The following is a 17,191-nucleotide window of genomic DNA, read 5'->3' on the forward strand; positions in this document are numbered from 1 at the left end:
CGCGATCCGGCTGCCGGGTCCGCCGCGGGACGCCTCCCGCGGTTTCCCCCCGCCCTCGGTCCGCCTCCGGCCCGCGGCCCCCGGCGGGTTTCCGCCGCTTCCGGTCCCCGGGCCACCACGGAGCCGCCCGTCGGGCCGGTGGCCGGCCGAGGAGCGCGCCCTGGGGCGCGCCGTGCCGTGACCCACCCTGCCCGTCGGGACGCGAGCCCGTCAGGTCCGTGGGACCCCCATGACCTCCCGCGAGTGCAGGTTCGGGACCAGGCCGAGCCGCCACGCCTGCCAGCCCTCCGCCGGATCCACCCCCCGGCCCAGGATCACCCCGTACGTCTCCAGGCAGTCCTCCAGCCGGCCGTCCCGCGCCGGATGCGGCGCCTGCGCGAGGCGCCCCAGCTCCGCCCGCGCCTCCTCCGGCGCCGCCGGCACCGCGTACGGCAGCATCGTGCACCGCAGGAACCGCGCCCAGTCCTCCCCGCGCCGGTCCCCGTACGCGATGAACAGCCGCACCGCCTCCTCGCACAGACCCAGCGCCTGCGACAGCCGGCCGTTGCCCGCGTCGACCACCGCCAGCTCCAGACACGTCCACGCCTCGCCGTGCGCCAGCCCGATCCGCCGGAAGTCCGCCCGCGCGTCGACCAGCAGCTGACGGGCGAAGCCGGAGTTGCGCAGGTTCCCCGTCTGCGCCGCCCGCTGGTCCCGCGTCACCCGGCCCGAATGGTGGCGGGCGTACGCCAGCCCGTACACGTCCCGCATCCGCGAGAACATCGTCCGCGCCCGCTCCAGCTCCCGTACCGCCTCGTCGCGCTCGCCGCCCACCTCCAGCGCCTGCCCGAGGTAGTACTGCGTCCACGCCTCCCCCCGCGCGTCCTCCGCCTCCCGGTGCCGGGCCAGCGCCTCCCGCAGCCCGTCCACCGCCGGCCCCGGATCCCCGTCCACCACCCGGGCCCGGCCCAGCTGCGTCAGCGCCCAGGCCTCACCGCGGTCGTCGCGGGTCCGCCCGTACAGGTCCAGAGCCCGCCGCAGCTCCACCTCCGCCCGCTCCACGTCCCCGAACCGCAGGTGCACCTGACCCAGCTGGAAGTGCGCCCACGCCTCCCCGTGCACGCTCTCGCTCTCCCGGTGCAGGGCCAGCGAGGTCTCCAGCAGCCGCGCCGCCTCCGCCAACCGCGCCCGGTCCCGCTCCACCGCCGCCAGTGCGTGCAGCCCCCACGCCCGGTCGCCCGCCAGCTCCGGCGGCTCCTGCAGCACCAGCGCCTCCCGGATCCGCACCGCCGCCTCCGGCAGGTTGCCCTGGTGGTGCAGCGTGATCCCGAGCGAGATCAGGGCCATCGCGGCCGCCGCCTCCTGATCGGCCTCCATGTACTGGTCCACCACCGAGGCCAGCGTGGTGCGGGCCTTGTCGAGCTCGCCCAGCTGGCGCGCCGCGATACCCGTACGCCACTGCACCGACCGCACCAGCCGCCCCTGCTGCCCCTTCAGCCCGTTCTGGCCCGCAGCCACCACCTGCGTCAGCTCGTCGATCTCACCCAGCCGGTACAGGTCCCCGCGCAGCAGACAGAAATCGCACAGCGCGCCCAGCAGATCCAGCACCGCCTGCTGATCCACCCCCTCCGAATGCCGCAGCGCCGCCGTGATGAAGCTCGACTCGTCGTCCAGCCAGCGCAGCGCCGCGTCCAGCGACGTGAAACCGTGCCCGCCGACCGGCCCCTTGAGGAACGTGTTCGCCCGCGTCGACATCTTCCCGTCGACCATCCGGATCACCGAGTCCGCGAGCCTCGCGTAGTCGCGGATCAGCCGCTCGTGCGCTGCCGCGGCCTGCGCCCGGTCCTCGTCCGCCGCCGACCGCGCCGCCGCGTACGCACGCACCGCGTCGTGCATCCGGAACCGCCGGCCGCGCACCCGCTCGATCAGCCCGGCCTCCCACAGCTCCTCCAGCGTGCGCAGCGCCGCCGCCTCCGGTACGTCGGCCAGCGCGGCCGCCGCCGCAGCACCCAGCGAAGCCCGCCCCGCCAGCGGCAACCGCCGCAGCAGCTGCCGGGCGGGCTCGGCCAGCCGCGCGTCCGCCGCCCGCAGCGCCGCCTCCACCGGGTGCGCCACCGCACCGTCGGCCAGGGCCCGGCCCTCGCCCGCCAGCGGAGCCAGCAACCGCAGCGCGAGCGGCAGCCCGCCGCTCAGCTCCACCACCGCGGCCACGTCCTCCTCCGCCACATCCGCCGGCCCGGCCACACCCGCCTGCGGCGCCCGGAGCAGCTCCGCCGCCTCCTGCGGCGCCAGCCGCTCCACTTGCAGCTGGTACACCCACGCCGCCAGATCCGCCGGCAGCTCCAACGGCTCCCGCGCCGTCACCAGCACCAGGCTCTCCGAGCGCTCCGGAACCAGCATCCGCACCTGCGCCGCATCCACCGCGTCGTCCAGCAGCACCGTCACCGGCAGCCCCTGCAGGTGCTGGTGGTACAGCTCGCCCAGCCGCCGCACCTGCTGCTCCGCCGACGCGCCCTCGCGGAACAGCAACTGCTCGCGGGGCGCCCCCAGCCGGTTCATCAGGTGCAGCAACGCCTCCCGGGTGGACAGCGGCGCGTCCCCGGAGGCCTCCCCGGCCGACCCGCCCCGCAGGTCCACCACGCACGCGCCCCGGAACTGGTCCCGCAGCCCGTGCGCCGCCCGCAGCGCCAGCGCCGTACGGCCCACCCCCGGCTCACCGTGCAGCACCACCACCACCGGCCGGGTCTCCGTACTCGCCCGGGCCGCCTGCACCCACTGCGCGATCCGCGTCAGCTCGGACCGCCGCCCCGCGAACACCTCCGCCGGAGCCGGCAGCTGCCCGAAGGAATGCTCCAGCGCACTGCGCCGCCGCGCCTCCGCGCTGCGGTCCGTACCCCGCAACCGCGGAGCGGGCCGTGCCGCCTGCCCGGCCGCGGCGGGCCGGGCCGCCCGGGCCGCCGCGGCCACCGCACGCTGCTGCTCCAGGAACGGCCGTATCCCGCGCAGCTCCAGCGCCGACAGCCACTGCAGCCTCAACTGTTCCGGCCCGCCCGGCCGGCCCCGCTCCCCGGCCCGCCGGTTCGCGGCCGGCAGGTGCAGCGCCGTCACCTTCACCACCGTCGCCACCGCCCCGGAGATCCCCACCACGGCCCCCGCGGTCAGCGCCGTACCGGCCGCGACGCCCAGCGACAGGTCCGCGCCCACGGCCGTGGCCGCCGCGACCGCCGTCACCAGCAACGCCGTGGAATGGTCGCCCCGCCGGAAGGCGTCACCGAGCGACTGGTCCCCGGCCGCAGCCTCGTCCAGAGCCCGCACGTACGCCTCGTACTCCGGCGCCGCACTCGCGGCGAGCGCGTCCAGCGCGTCCCGGCCCCGGGCCAGCAGCGTCGCACGGTCGATGCCCGCCCCCGTTCCCCGCTGCGCCGCATCGTCCACGGCCCGCTCCAACAGCCGCTCGGCATCACCGCGATGGCTGTCCCGCATCGGCATCCCCCTCAGAGAGCTCCGGCAACGAGCCCCAAGTGTCCTGCGGGACTCCGCCGAGCGCGAGGGAATCTGAGCTAGTTCAGAGGGAAGTGCGCACTCTCCCTCAAGGACGGGTCGAATTCCGTCAACTGGCATATTCGGGCGGCAACATGACACGGCATCGCTTACGCACGGCTGGCCTGCCGACCCGGTGCGCGACGGCGCCGCTGTCGGCACTGCCCGGACGCGAACCCCCGCCGCCCGCGCGCCGGTTCGTACCACGCCACGAGAAACCGGCCGAGGCCGACCGCAACGGCTACCTCGACGCCCCCGCGACACCTGGACCGCCGACCTGACCCCACTCCTGAAACGACAGTGATGCCGTAACCCGACCATCCTTTCGTTCGTTGAAGCGAGTGTCGGACGTGAGCTCGAAAAGCGAGGGACGGCCATGGAATCCAAGCCGCACGAGACCGAGGGCGGCCGCATTCCGGTCGCGTCCTACGCACGTACATCGCAGGACGCACCACGACAGGAGGGGCGCGGCGTACGGCACCAGCACCGCATCAACGAACGCACCGCCGCACAGTACGGCTGTGTCGTCGTCGCGACGTACACGGACAGCGCGCGTACCGCCACGAAGGACGACCGGCAGCGCCCGGCCTTCGACCACTTGCTCGCCGACCTGCACCGCGGACACGCCTTCGCCGCCGGACCGTTGATGGGCGTCGTCGCGGTCGCCGACGACCGGCTGTACCGCAGGCCGGATGACTTCATCCGCTTCATGGCGGCGCTGACGAGCGAACCCGGGCGGGTGTACGTCGACCGGGCCGGCCTGCGCGACCCGTACAGCAAGGCGGGTCTCCTCCAGGGTGCGGAGTCCCTTCAGGCAGCCGCCGCGGAAGGCCGGACACGGAGCCGCAGGGTGCAGGACTGGCACTGGTCACGGGCGATGGACGGGCTTCCGCACAGCGGCCCCAGGCCCTTCGGATGGCAGGAGGACCGGAAAACCCTGCACCCGGTGGAGTCCGCACTTGTACGAAAGGCGATCGAGGACCGGACCGCGGGCAAGGCCGTAGGCCAGGTCGCGCGGGAGTGGAACGCGCTCGGCATCACAGGGACCCGTGGGGGCCGTCCCAACCCGCAGACGGTCACCCAGATCATCACTTCCCCGCGCGTTTGCGGATTCCGCGGCAACCGGGGCGAGCTGCTGGCGGATCCGGAGACGGGGGAGCCGGTGGTCGGAGCCTGGCAGGCCATCGTCACGCCCGAACAGTGGAAGGCGGTCTGCGCGACTTTCGCGCCCGGCAGTCAGTTCATGCACAGGGGGCCGCTCAGCCCGAGGCTCACCGACCGCAGAGCCGGCCCGAAGTACCTTGCCAGCGGGTTCCTGCGGTGCGGGGCAGAGCTGGAGGAAGGAGGCACGTGCGGGCGCTCGATGGGAGCCACGAGCAGCCGCAGCCAACGGAGTCCGTACAACTACGTCTGCAACGGGGCTGCCGGACGTGGCTGCGGTCGTTGTGCCATCAGCGGGCCGCTCGTGGAGGAGGCCATCGAACGACTCCTTTTCCCGGAGGACGGGCGGGGCCGGGTCAGGCTTCCGGAGCCCGTACGGCTGCGGTGGCTATCGGGTGGGATGGCATTCGAGGAGAAGCGCAAGGTGGTCACTTCGGTCCTCGCGAGTCTGGTGATCAGGCTGGGCGCAAGGGCTGCGGCACTTGGGACCATTCGCGTGTGATCCCGGTGTGGAAGTGGGCCGATCGTGTCCAACCGGTTGATGCGGCGACCTGAGGGCGCCGCCACGAGTCCACATCGTGCGCGGTGCGGCAGGATGATCCCATGCCGAACCGCCTCGCGAACGAGACCTCCCCCTACCTCCTCCAGCACGCCGACAATCCCGTCGACTGGTGGCCGTGGTCGCCCGAGGCCTTCGCGGAGGCACGTGAGCGCGGAGTGCCCGTGCACCTCAGCGTCGGCTATGCGAGTTGCCACTGGTGTCATGTCCTCGCCAGCGAGAGCTTCGAGGACGAACTGACCGCCACCTACATGAACGAACACTTCGTCAACATCAAGGTGGACCGCGAGGAGCGCCCCGACGTCGACGCCGTCTACATGGAGGCCGTACAGGCTGCCACCGGGCAGGGTGGCTGGCCCATGACCGTCTTCATGACCGCTGACGCCGAGCCCTTCTACTTCGGGACCTACTTCCCGCCCGAGCCCCGGCAGGGGATGCCCTCCTTCATGCAGGTGCTCGAAGGGGTGCGGACCGCCTGGGTGGGACGGCCCGAGGAGGTCGCCGAGGTCGCGCAGCGGATCGTACGGGATCTGGCCGGGCGGGAGTTGGACTACGGAAAGTCCGGGACGCCCGGCCCCGAGGAGCTCGCGAGGGCACTGCTCGGGCTGACGCGGGAGTACGACGCCGTGTACGGCGGATTCGGCGGGGCGCCGAAGTTCCCGCCGTCCATGGTGCTGGAGTTCTTGCTGCGCCACCACGCGCGCACCGGGTCCGAGGGCGCGCTCCAGATGGCCGCGGACACGTGCGAGGCGATGGCGCGCGGCGGGATCTACGACCAGCTCGGGGGCGGCTTCGCGCGGTACTCCGTGGATCGGGAGTGGAAAATTCCGCACTTCGAGAAGATGCTCTACGACAACGCGCTGCTGTGCCGGGTGTACGCGCACCTGTGGCGCGCCACCGGGTCCGATCTCGCGCGGCGGGTCGCGCTGGAGACCGCCGATTTCATGGTCCGGGAGCTGCGTACCGACCAAGGCGGCTTCGCCTCCGCGCTCGACGCCGACAGCGAGGACCCGCTGACCGGGGAGCACGTGGAGGGGGCCTACTACGCCTGGACCCCCGCCCAGCTGCGCGAGGTGCTGGGGGAGGCCGACGGGGAGCTGGCCGCCGGGTACTTCGGGGTGACCGAGGAGGGGACCTTCGAGCACGGGACGTCCGTGCTGCAGCTCCCCCAGGACGGGCCCGCGGTGGAGGCGGGCAGGCTCGCCGGGATCAAGGAGCGGCTGTTGGCCGCGCGGGGGCGGCGACCCGCGCCCGGGCGGGACGACAAGATCGTCGCCGCGTGGAACGGACTGGCGATCGCCGCGCTCGCCGAGTGCGGGGCGTACTTCGAGCGGCCCGACCTGGTGGAGCGGGCGACCGAGGCGGCCGATCTGCTGGTGCGCGTGCACATGGACGGCCGGGGGCGGCTGTCGCGCACCAGCAAGGACGGGCGGGCCGGCGCCAACGACGGGGTCCTGGAGGACTACGGCGACGTGGCGGAGGGCTTCCTCGCGCTGGCGTCCGTGACCGGCGAGGGGGTCTGGCTGGAGTTCGCCGGGTTCCTCGCCGACCTGGTCCTGGACCGGTTCGCCGCCGAGGACGGGTCGCTGTACGACACGGCGCACGACGCGGAGAAGCTCATCCGCAGGCCGCAGGATCCGACGGACACGGCCGCCCCGTCGGGGTGGACGGCCGCCGCGGGCGCGTTGCTCTCGTACGCGGCGCACACCGGATCCCAGGCGCACCGTACGGCGGCGGAGCGGGCGCTCGGGGTGGTGCACGCGCTCGGGCCGCGGGTGCCGCGCTTCATCGGGCACGGGCTGTCGGTGGCCGAGGCGCTCCTGGACGGGCCGCGTGAGGTGGCGGTCGTCGGCCATCCGGAGGATCCGGCGCTGGCGCTGCTGCACCGGACCGCGTTGCTGGGGACGGCTCCTGGGGCGGTGGTGGCGGCCGGTCTGCCGCGCGCGGCGGACGGCGACGACGGCGAATTCCCCCTTCTTGCCGAGCGCACACTCGTGCACGACCTTCCGACGGCGTATGTCTGTCGACATTTCGTCTGCGCGCGGCCTACGACGGATCCGGTCGAGCTGGCCGAGCAGTTGGGTGCGATTCGCCCCTGAAGCTGTCGGAGTAGCGTCAATTCCGGTTGCGCGTACATGAGTTGAGAAACAAGCTCTTTATCGACGATGCGGCTGAGTGTCATGTTCACTGCCTAATCTCGTAGCTTCGGGAGTCACCGAGACGGCGTACTGGGGGGTGCGCGCAAGGGGGAAGCGGGGGCGGCGGGCCGGGGGGCCCGCCGTGAGCCCCCGGGGGGTTTGCTGATCGCCGCCGGGGGGCGGCGGGTCTGTGGGGGACTTTTTGTACACATCTGTGTTCATTGTTGTCATTTCCCTGGCGCTCTTCTGGATGGCCGCGTTCACGCTCTGGTGGCAGATGCACGCGTGGCGGACCCCCGAGGTGCTCGCCTCCACGCGTTTCGACCGCCCCGACGGGGAGGGCCGCCTCGCCTTCTCGCTGCTGCTGCCCGCCCGCCACGAGCAGGCGGTCCTGGAGCACACCATCGACCGGCTGCTGGAGTCGAGCCACACCGACTACGAGATCATCGTGATCGTCGGACACGACGACCCCGGGACGGCGGCCGTCGCCGAACGGGCCGCCGCCCGCGCGCCGGCCCGCGTACGGGTCGTCGTCGACCACCACGAGACGAAGAACAAGCCGAAGGCCCTCAACACCGCCCTCCCGTCCTGCCGCGGTGACATCGTCGGGGTCTTCGACGCCGAGGACCAGGTCCACCCCGAGCTGCTCGCCCACGTCGACCACGCCTTCCGCTCCACCGGCGCCGACGTGGTCCAGGGCGGGGTCCAGCTCATCAACTTCCACTCCAGCTGGTACAGCCTGCGCAACTGCCTGGAGTACTTCTTCTGGTTCCGCTCCCGGCTGCACCTGCACGCCGAGAAGGGCTTCATCCCGCTCGGCGGCAACACCGTCTTCGTGCGCACCGAGGTGCTGCGCGAGGCCGGCGGCTGGGACCAGAACTGCCTCGCCGAGGACTGCGACCTCGGGGTGCGGCTGTCGTCGGTCGGCAAGAAGGTGGTCGTCGCCTACGACTCCGACATGGTCACCCGCGAGGAGACGCCCGGCTCGCTGGTGAGCCTGCTCAAGCAGCGCACCCGCTGGAACCAGGGGTTCCTTCAGGTGTACCGGAAGAAGGACTGGCAGCAGCTGCCGGGCCGAGGCCAGCGCTGGCTGGCCCGCTACACGCTGATGACGCCCTTCATGCAGGCCGCCTCCGGAGTGATCATTCCGCTCAACTTCGCCGTCGCGGTCCTCCTCGACGTGCCGGTCGGCATCGCGATCATCACCTTCCTCCCCATGATCACGGCGATGGTGACCTTCGTGTTCGAGATCGTCGGCCTGCACGACTTCGGCCGCCAGTACGGTCTGCGCGTCCGTCTCGTGCACTACGTCAAGCTCGTCGTCGGCGGCCCGTTCTACCAGGTGATGCTCGCGGGGGCCGCGATCCGTGCGGTCTGGCGCGAGCAGCGCGGCCGCAACGAGTGGGAGCTGACCAGCCACACCGGCGCCCACCTGACCGCGACCGACACCGCGCCCGCCGCCGCCGTGCCCGCCGCCCCGCCCGCCGCCGTGCCCGTTCCCGCCACCGCCGCATCCGGTGTCGTCTCCGCCTCCACCGCGATCCGAGAGGACAGCCGCCAGTGACCGCCACCCTGCCCACGGCCACTGATCCCCAGCCCGAGACCCAGCCCGGGACCCGGCCCGAGACCGGGACCCCCACCGTCCCGGCCCGGCGGGCGCCCGCCACCGGCGGCCTCGGCGTACGCCCGGCCGCGCCCGCCCGCCCGCTCGTGCGCTTCCGCTCCTCCCGCCCCGACCTGCTGCTGTGCGGCGCCCTGCTGCTGGTGATCGTGCTGGTCCAGGGCTGGAACATCACGAACTTCCCGACCCTGAGCGACGACGAGGGCACGTACCTCGCGCAGGCCTGGGCCGTCCAGCAGGGCGACGGCCTCGCCCACTACACGTACTGGTACGACCATCCGCCGCTCGGCTGGATCCAGATCGCGGGCCTGACGTACCTGCCGTCGCTGTTCGTGCCCGACTGGATGACCGTCGCCCCGATGCGGTTCTCGATGCTCGCCGTCTCCGCCGCCTCCTCCGTACTGTTGTACGTCCTGGCGCGCCGGCTGTGGCTGCCGCGCTGGGCCGCCGGACTCGCGATGGCCCTCTTCGGGCTGTCGCCGCTCTCCGTGGTCCTCCAGCGGGAGATCTTCCTCGACAACCTCGCCGTGATGTGGATGCTGCTGGCGTTCTGCCTCGCCGCGTCCCCGAACCGCCACCTGTGGCACCACTTCGGCTCCGGGCTGGCGGCCGCCACCGCCGTCCTGACCAAGGAGACGATGCTGGTGGTGCTCCCGGCGCTGCTGGTGACGATGTGGCGCCACAGCCATCGCGACACCCGTAAGTTCGCGGTCACCGGAGCGATCACCGCCTGTGCGCTGATCGGGCTGTCGTACCCGCTGTACGCCCTGCTCAACGGCGAGCTGCTGCCCGGCTCCGGGCACGTCTCGCTCATCGACGGCATCACCTACCAGATGGGCCGCGAGGGCTCCGGCTTCATCCTCACGCCCGGCTCCGGCTCGAACGGCGTGTTCCGGTCCTGGCTCTACTACGACACCGTCCTGCCGCTCGGCGGGCTGGCCGGCGCCGTCCTGCTGCTGGCCACGTTGCGCTGGTCGGTCACCGCCCGCGCGCTGGCCGGCCCCGCGCTCGCCGCCGTGATCCTCGCCGCCGTCGCGATGCGGCCCTCCGGTTACCTGCCGGCGATGTACGTGATCCAGGCGCTGCCGTTCCTCGCGCTCGTCCTGGCCGGGGGCGCGGCCAGTGTCACGCACGCCGTACTGCGCCGCCGCCGCGGGCCGGGGGAGCGCAGGCCGCTGGTGTGGGCGCGCTGGGCGCTGCTCGGCGTACTCGCCGCGTCGGCCGCGGCGTACGTGCTGCCGCGCTGGTACGACGGCGACCGCACGGCGCTGACGGTGGACGCGAACGCCCCGTACCGGCAGGCCGCGGCCTGGCTGGGCCGCGAGGTCCCCGATCCGGCGAACACCCGGGTGCTGCTGGACGACGCGCTCTGGCTGGACGCGGTGCACCACGGCTTCGAGCCCGGCCCCGGCGCGATCTGGTTCTACAAGGCGGATCTCGACCCGGCCGTCACCCGGACCCTGCCGCGGGGCTGGCAGGACATCGACTACGTCGTCTCCTCGCCCACCGTGCGCCGTGACGCGGTGAACCTGCCCAACGTGAAGGCGGCGCTGGAGCATTCGGCGGTGGTGGCGGTCTTCGGCTCGGGCGAGGACCGCATCGAGATCCGCCGGACCGACCGTACGAGTGGGAGCTGAGCGCGTATGAGCGAGGACCTGTGGCCCCTCCATGCCCCGATCGATGCGGACCTCACCCTTCCGCAGGCGGTGACCGGCAGCGTCACCCTCATCATCCCGACCTTCAACGAGGCCGGAAACGTAGGCGAGTTGCTGCGCAGGCTCGGTGACGCGCTGCCCGACCCCGCGCAACTGCCCTGCGAGGTGCTGTTCGTGGACGACTCCACGGACGACACCCCGGCCGTCATCGAGAAGGCCGCCGCCGACCACCCCTTCCCGGTGTCGGTCCTGCACCGGGAGACGGCCGACGGCGGGCTCGGCGGCGCCGTCGTCGAAGGGGTCAAGCGCGCGGACACCGACTGGGTCGTCGTCATGGACGCCGACCTCCAGCACCCGCCCCACCTGGTGCCCGAGCTCGTCGGCGAGGGCATGCGCACCGGTGCCGATCTCGTCGTCGCATCCCGCTACATCAGCGGCGGCAGCCGGGCCGGGCTCGCCGGGAGCTACCGCGTCGCCGTCTCCCGCGCCGCGACCTGGCTGACGAAAGGGCTCTTCCCGCGCGCGCTGCGCGGGATCAGCGACCCGATGAGCGGCTTCTTCGCGATGCGCCGCTCCGTCGTCACCGCGGAGGCCCTGAAGCCGCTGGGCTACAAGATCCTGCTGGAGCTGGCGGTGCGCTGCCGCCCCGGCAAGGTCGCCGAGGTGCCGTTCGTCTTCCAGGACCGCTTCTCGGGGGAGTCGAAGTCCACCGCGCGCGAGGGCATGCGCTTCCTCGCCCACCTCGCCTCGCTGCGCTCGGCCGCCCCGCTGGCCCGGATGATCGGCTTCGGGCTGATCGGGCTCTCCGGCTTCGTCCCGAACCTGGCCGCGCTCTGGCTGCTCACCCATGCGGGCATGCACTACCTGCCGGCCGAGATCGTCGCCAACCAGGCGGGGGTCCTGTGGAACTTCCTGCTCATCGAGACCCTGCTCTTCCGCGACCGGCGCCGGCACCGCCACTGGGCGGACCGGGTCGGGCGTTTCGCGCTGCTCGCCAACGCCGATCTGCTGCTGCGCATCCCGCTGATCGCGGTGTTCGTCGCCGAGCTCGGGATGGAGGTGCTGCCCGCCACCGCCCTCGCCCTGGTGACGACCTTCGTCCTGCGGTTCGCGGCCACGGAGGCCCTCGTCTATCTGCCGCGTCACAACATGAGTTGAGCCGCACAGAAAGGAACCTTTCCATGCGTCTGACGATCCGGCGGAGGGCAGGGCGGCGGGCCGCCCTGCTCGCCGTCGGGGCGATGACCGCGAGCCTGCTGCTCACCGCACCGCAGCAGGCCACGGCCGGTCCGCCCAATCTGCTCTCCAATCCCGGTTTCGAGACCGCCGGAGCCGCCGGCTCCGACATGCCGTCCTGCTGGTCCAAGTCCGGCTGGGGCGACAACGACTTCACCTTCGCCACCGTCGCCGACGCGCACGGCGGCACCAAAGCGATGAAGGTCTCGCTCACGCGCCGCGTGGACGGCGACCGCAAGGCGCTGGTCACGGAGAACGGCACCTGCGCCCCGACCGTCGTGCCGGGCAGGCAGTACGACCTGTCCGCCTGGTACAAGTCGAACACCCCGGACGTGTCGGTGACCGTGTTCCGCCATGACACGACGGCGGGCTGGCAGTACTGGACCGACCTGCAGAATCCGCCCGTCAGCGCGGCATGGGCGCGTACGGAGGTCCGTACGCCGGCCGTCCCGCCGGGCACCGACAAGATCGCGTGGGGTCTGTCGGTCTACGGGGTGGGCACGCTCACCACCGACGACTACGCGCTGGAGGAGGTGGGCGCCGTCCCGCCGCAGCCGGCATGTTCGGGTACCGCGGAGGAGTGCGCCAAGGGCACATGGCAGGTGATCCCGGCGCAGAACCCGGTGCGTTCGATGCACGCGGTCGTGCTGAAGAACGGAAAGGTGCTGCTGATCGCCGGCTCGGGCAACGACATCGCCCAGTTCAACGCGGGCACCTTCACCTCCGCCGTCTACGACCCGGCGAACGGGTCCTTCAAGACGATCCCGACCCCCGTCGACATGTTCTGCGCGGGCCACGTGCAGCTGGCGGACGGCCGGGTGCTGGTGATGAGCGGCAACAAGGGCTACCCGTCGGCCGACGGCAAGATCGGCTACCAGGGGCTGAAGGACTCGTACACCTTCGACCCGGCGACCGAGAAGTACACCAAGACCAACGACATGAACGGCGGGCACTGGTACCCGTCGGCGACGATCCTCGGCAACGGTGACGTGATCTCCTTCGGCGGGCTGAAGGAGGACTCCACGGGCAATGTGACGGCGGAGAAGTTCTCGGCGGCGCAGAACAAGTGGCTGCCGATGAACCAGGTCAACCAGACGTGGTCGTACTGGGGCCTGTACCCGTCGATGATCCTGATGCAGGACGGGCGGCTCTTCTACTCGGGCAGCCACACCTTCGGCAACGGCACCCCGGGCACCGGGGCCTCGATCTACGACTACGACGCCAACACCGTCACCGACGTACCGGGCCTGCGGAACAAGGACGAGCGGGACGAGTCGGCGAGCGTGCTGCTGCCCCCGGCCCAGGACCAGCGGGTGCTGACCATCGGCGGCGGCAACAACGAGCGCAATCCGGCGGCCAACCGGCTCACCGACATCATCGACCTGAAGCAGCCCGGTCCCGCCTACACGGCCGGCCCGCCGATCCCGCAGGGCCTGGTCGACCAGGGCCAGGGCAAGCGGCCGCAGACCGGCGCCGAGGGCAAGATGTTCGTGTCGGCGGTGCTGCTGCCGGACGGCAAGGTGCTGGAGACCGGCGGCGGGCTGCACGACCGGGCCGACCCGGTCTTCGAGGCCTCCTTCTTCGACCCGACGACCAACACCTACCAGGCGGGTCTCGCCACCGACCCGATCCCGCGGACCTACCACTCGGCGTCGTTCCTGATGCCGGACGGCCGGGTCATGTCGGTCGGCGACAACCCGGGCAACGGGACGTACAACCACAACGTGTCGATCTACACCCCGCCCTACCTCTTCAAGGGCGCCCGCCCGCAGATCACCTCGGTGATCGACACGCAGTGGGTGTACGGGGACACGCAGCGGATCACCGTCAACCGGCCGGTGGCCAAGGCGGAACTGATCCGTCCGGCGGCGGTCACCCACTCCTCCGACCCGAACCAGCGCTTCGTGGACCTGCCGATGACCGTCGTCAACGGCACGACCATCGACCTGAACGTCACCAGCAACCCCAACCTGGCGCCGCCCGGCTGGTACATGCTCTTCGCGGTCGACGCGAACGGCGTCCCGTCGATCGCGACCTGGGTGCACCTCGGCGGCCCGTCCGCGCTCGCGGCCACCCAGGAGCAGCCCTCCGCGCACGAGCACACCTTCGCCGACAAGCTGGGGCCCGCCAAGGAGAACCCGGCCCAGCGGGACTCCGCCCCGGTCGCGCCCAGCGCGGCCGGCTGCGACCGGCACTACGGCACGGCCAACGTGTGCGTACCGACCCGCTTCCCGGCCGAGGTGCGGGAGACGACGAAGGCCCGCTGCGACTGGCTGGCCGCCCACCAGTACCCGAAGCGCCTCAAGGTCAACGGCAGCGATCCGCTGCGCCTGGACCCCGACCGCGACGGCTACGCCTGCTGAAGCCGGATCCGGCGACGGACCGCGACCCCGCCACCCCACCCGGGGCGGCGGGGTCAGTGCTGGTACGCGGCGAGCGAGATGCCGACGTAGTGGGCCACGAAGGCCGCGAGGGTCAGCGAGTGGAAGACCTCGTGGAAGCCGAAGAAACGCGGGGAGGGGTTCGGGCGCTTCATGCCGTAGATGATCCCGCCCACGCTGTAGAGGAGGCCGCCGACGATCACCAGGACCAGGACGGCGATCCCGCCGGAGCGCATGAAGTCGGGCAGGAAGAAGACCGCCGCCCAGCCCATGGCGATGTAGCAGGGCGTGTAGAGCCAGCGCGGGGCGCCGACCCAGAAGACCCGGAAGGCGATGCCGGCGGCGGCCGCGATCCACACCGCCCACAGCAGGGTCCGCCCGGTGGAGGGCGGCAGCAGCAGGACGGTCAGCGGGGTGTAGGTGCCCGCGATGATCAGGAAGATGTTGGCGTGGTCGAGCCGTCGCAGGATGGCCTCGCCGCGCGGCCCCCAGGTGCCGCGGTGGTAGACCGCGCTGACGCCGAAGAGCAGGCAGGCCGTGAGGACGTAGACGCCGCAGGCGACGCGGGCCCGGGTGGAGTCGGTGAAGGCCATCAGCACCAGGCCCGCGATGACCACGGCGGGGAACATCCCGAGGTGCAGCCAGCCGCGCATCAGCGGCTTCTCCTCCAGGGCGGTCTCCGCCGCCTCCAGGGCCTCGACTACCGGTGTGGCCTCGGCGGCCGGGACGGCGGCGGCATCAGAAGTCATGCGCGCCATGCTACCTACGGGTCCGTAGGTTTCCGTTAGTGGTCTTTACGGAAGATTGACGGACGTGGCAATGCTCACGTGAGAGGCCCTCTGGACATATGCGCACATCCACCGGATGATCAGATGAGTGCGGTCGGCACCGGATGAGCGGAGCGCGAAGCGTCCGGGTCGCAGCCCCCACGGGGCAAACACCAAACACACCCCTCAACAAGGAGCAATCGTGGCGCGCGACAACGCGGCTCCCACCATCCCGACGACTCACCAGGAGCTGATCTCCTGGGTGGACGAGATCGCAGCCCTCACCCAGCCGGACCGCGTCGTCTGGTGCGACGGCTCCGAGGCCGAGTACGAGCGCCTGTGCGAGGAGCTCGTCGCCAAGGGCACGTTCAAGAAGCTCGACGAGACGAAGCGCCCGAACTCGTACTACGCCGCCTCCGACCCGTCCGACGTCGCGCGCGTCGAGGACCGGACCTTCATCTGCTCCGAGAAGGAGGAGGACGCGGGCCCGACCAACCACTGGAAGGCCCCCGCCGAGATGAAGGAGATCTTCGCCGGCGGCGAAGGCATCTTCCGCGGCTCCATGAAGGGCCGGACGATGTACGTCGTCCCGTTCTGCATGGGCCCCCTCGGCTCCGAGCTCTCCGCGATCGGCGTCGAGATCACCGACTCCGCCTACGTCGCGGTCGCCATGCGCACCATGACCCGCATGGGCAAGGCCGTCCTCGACGAGCTCGGCACCGACGGGTTCTTCGTCAAGGCCGTCCACACCCTCGGCGCTCCGCTCGCCGAGGGCGAGGCCGACGTGCCGTGGCCCTGCAACACCACCAAGTACATCTCGCACTTCCCGGAGACCCGCGAGATCTGGTCCTACGGATCCGGCTACGGCGGCAACGCCCTCCTCGGCAAGAAGTGCTACGCCCTGCGCATCGCGTCCGTCATGGCCCGCGACGAGGGCTGGCTCGCCGAGCACATGCTGATCCTCAAGCTCACCCCGCCGGCCGGCGAGGGCGACACCGAGGCCACCCCGACGTACATTGCCGCCGCCTTCCCGTCCGCCTGCGGCAAGACCAACCTGGCCATGCTGGAGCCCACGATCCCCGGCTGGACCGTCGAGACCATCGGCGACGACATCGCCTGGATGCGCTTCGGCGAGGACGGTCGCCTCTACGCGATCAACCCCGAGGCCGGCTTCTTCGGCGTCGCCCCCGGCACCGGCGAGCACACCAACGCCAACGCCATGAAGACCATGTACGCCAACACCGTCTTCACCAACGTCGCGCTCACCGACGACGGCGACGTGTGGTGGGAGGGCATGACCGAAGAGGCGCCGAAGCACCTCATCGACTGGAAGGGCAACGACTGGACTCCGGACTCGGAGACCCCGGCCGCCCACCCCAACGCCCGCTTCGCCGTCCCGGCCTCCCAGTGCCCGACGATCGCCGCCGAGTGGGAGGACCCCAAGGGCGTCCCGATCTCCGCGATCCTCTTCGGCGGCCGCCGCGCCTCCGCCGTGCCGCTGGTCACCGAGTCCTTCGACTGGAACCACGGCGTCTTCATCGGCTCGAACATCGCCTCCGAGAAGACCGCCGCCGCCGAGGGCAAGGTCGGCGAACTGCGCCGCGACCCCTTCGCCATGCTGCCGTTCTGCGGCTACAACATGGGCGACTACATGGCCCACTGGGTCAAGGTGGCCGCGGACAAGGACCAGGCCAAGCTCCCGAAGATCTACTACGTGAACTGGTTCCGCAAGAACGACGCGGGCAAGTTCGTGTGGCCCGGCTTCGGCGAGAACAGCCGCGTCCTGAAGTGGATCGTCGGCCGCCTCGACGGCACCGCCGAAGGCGTGGAGACCCCCATCGGCATCCTGCCGACCAAGGACTCCCTCGACCTCGACGGCCTGGACCTCCCGGCCGAGGACCTCGACTTCCTCCTCACCGTCGACAAGACGGTCTGGCGCGAGGAGGCCGCCCTGGTACCCGAGCACCTCAACACCTACGGCGACCACACTCCCAAGGAGCTGTGGGACCAGTACCACGCACTCGTGGAGCGCCTGGGCTGAGCCAGGACGCGCCCTGAAGAAGGGCCGATGAACGTGGGAGCCCCCGACCAAGCGGCGTCCCACCGCTGTGGGAGCCCCCGACCAAGCGGTTCCCACCGCAGCACATGACCGAC

9 protein-coding genes are annotated in these 17,191 nt (G+C 71.7%); 7 read left to right on the top strand and 2 right to left on the bottom strand.

Annotated elements, in window-relative coordinates; genetic code table 11:
• Window positions 1–210: 210 nt before the first annotated feature.
• Complete coding sequence (locus tag JYK04_RS26515; protein ID WP_189733037.1) at window positions 211–3,462, bottom strand: tetratricopeptide repeat protein; 3,252 nt, start codon at window positions 3,460–3,462, stop codon at window positions 211–213.
• A 433-nt stretch (window positions 3,463–3,895) separates the two neighbouring features.
• Here JYK04_RS26515 and JYK04_RS26520 point away from each other — a divergent pair, with 433 nt between their 5' ends.
• The 6 genes from JYK04_RS26520 to JYK04_RS26545 all read left to right on the top strand — a co-directional run bounded on the left by JYK04_RS26520 (window position 3,896) and on the right by JYK04_RS26545 (window position 14,252).
• Complete coding sequence (locus JYK04_RS26520; RefSeq protein ID WP_189733035.1) at window positions 3,896–5,182, top strand: recombinase family protein; 1,287 nt, start codon at window positions 3,896–3,898, stop codon at window positions 5,180–5,182.
• Between the two features lie 101 nt (window positions 5,183–5,283).
• Window positions 5,284–7,338, top strand: a complete 2,055-nt coding sequence (locus tag JYK04_RS26525; protein WP_189733033.1) for a thioredoxin domain-containing protein — start codon at window positions 5,284–5,286, stop codon at window positions 7,336–7,338.
• A gap of 241 nt (window positions 7,339–7,579) precedes the next feature.
• Window positions 7,580–8,941 carry a glycosyltransferase gene (locus tag JYK04_RS26530; protein ID WP_189733031.1) on the top strand — a complete coding sequence of 454 codons (1,362 nt, stop codon included), beginning with the start codon at window positions 7,580–7,582 and terminating at the stop codon, window positions 8,939–8,941.
• Window positions 8,938–10,635, top strand: a complete 1,698-nt coding sequence (locus tag JYK04_RS26535) for an ArnT family glycosyltransferase (RefSeq protein ID WP_373297358.1) — start codon at window positions 8,938–8,940, stop codon at window positions 10,633–10,635. Before JYK04_RS26530 ends, JYK04_RS26535 begins: the two co-directional genes overlap by 4 nt.
• Before the next feature lie 6 nt (window positions 10,636–10,641).
• On the top strand, window positions 10,642–11,811 hold the full coding sequence (locus JYK04_RS26540) for a glycosyltransferase (protein ID WP_189733029.1): 1,170 nt from the start codon (window positions 10,642–10,644) through the stop codon (window positions 11,809–11,811).
• A gap of 23 nt (window positions 11,812–11,834) precedes the next feature.
• On the top strand, window positions 11,835–14,252 hold the full coding sequence (locus JYK04_RS26545) for a galactose oxidase family protein (RefSeq protein WP_189733027.1): 2,418 nt from the start codon (window positions 11,835–11,837) through the stop codon (window positions 14,250–14,252).
• Between the two features lie 53 nt (window positions 14,253–14,305).
• Here JYK04_RS26545 and trhA read toward each other — a convergent pair whose 3' ends face one another.
• A complete protein-coding gene (gene trhA / locus JYK04_RS26550; protein ID WP_373297357.1) occupies window positions 14,306–15,019 on the bottom strand; it encodes a PAQR family membrane homeostasis protein TrhA in 714 nt (237 codons plus the stop codon).
• A gap of 220 nt (window positions 15,020–15,239) precedes the next feature.
• Here trhA and JYK04_RS26555 point away from each other — a divergent pair, with 220 nt between their 5' ends.
• The gene (locus JYK04_RS26555) at window positions 15,240–17,078 is read left to right on the top strand and encodes a phosphoenolpyruvate carboxykinase (GTP) (protein ID WP_189733023.1); all 1,839 of its coding nucleotides are present in this window, start codon (window positions 15,240–15,242) and stop codon (window positions 17,076–17,078) included.
• The last annotated feature ends 113 nt before the right edge of the window (window positions 17,079–17,191 follow it).

Source organism: Streptomyces nojiriensis, from assembly GCF_017639205.1.
GTDB lineage: Bacteria > Actinomycetota > Actinomycetes > Streptomycetales > Streptomycetaceae > Streptomyces > Streptomyces nojiriensis.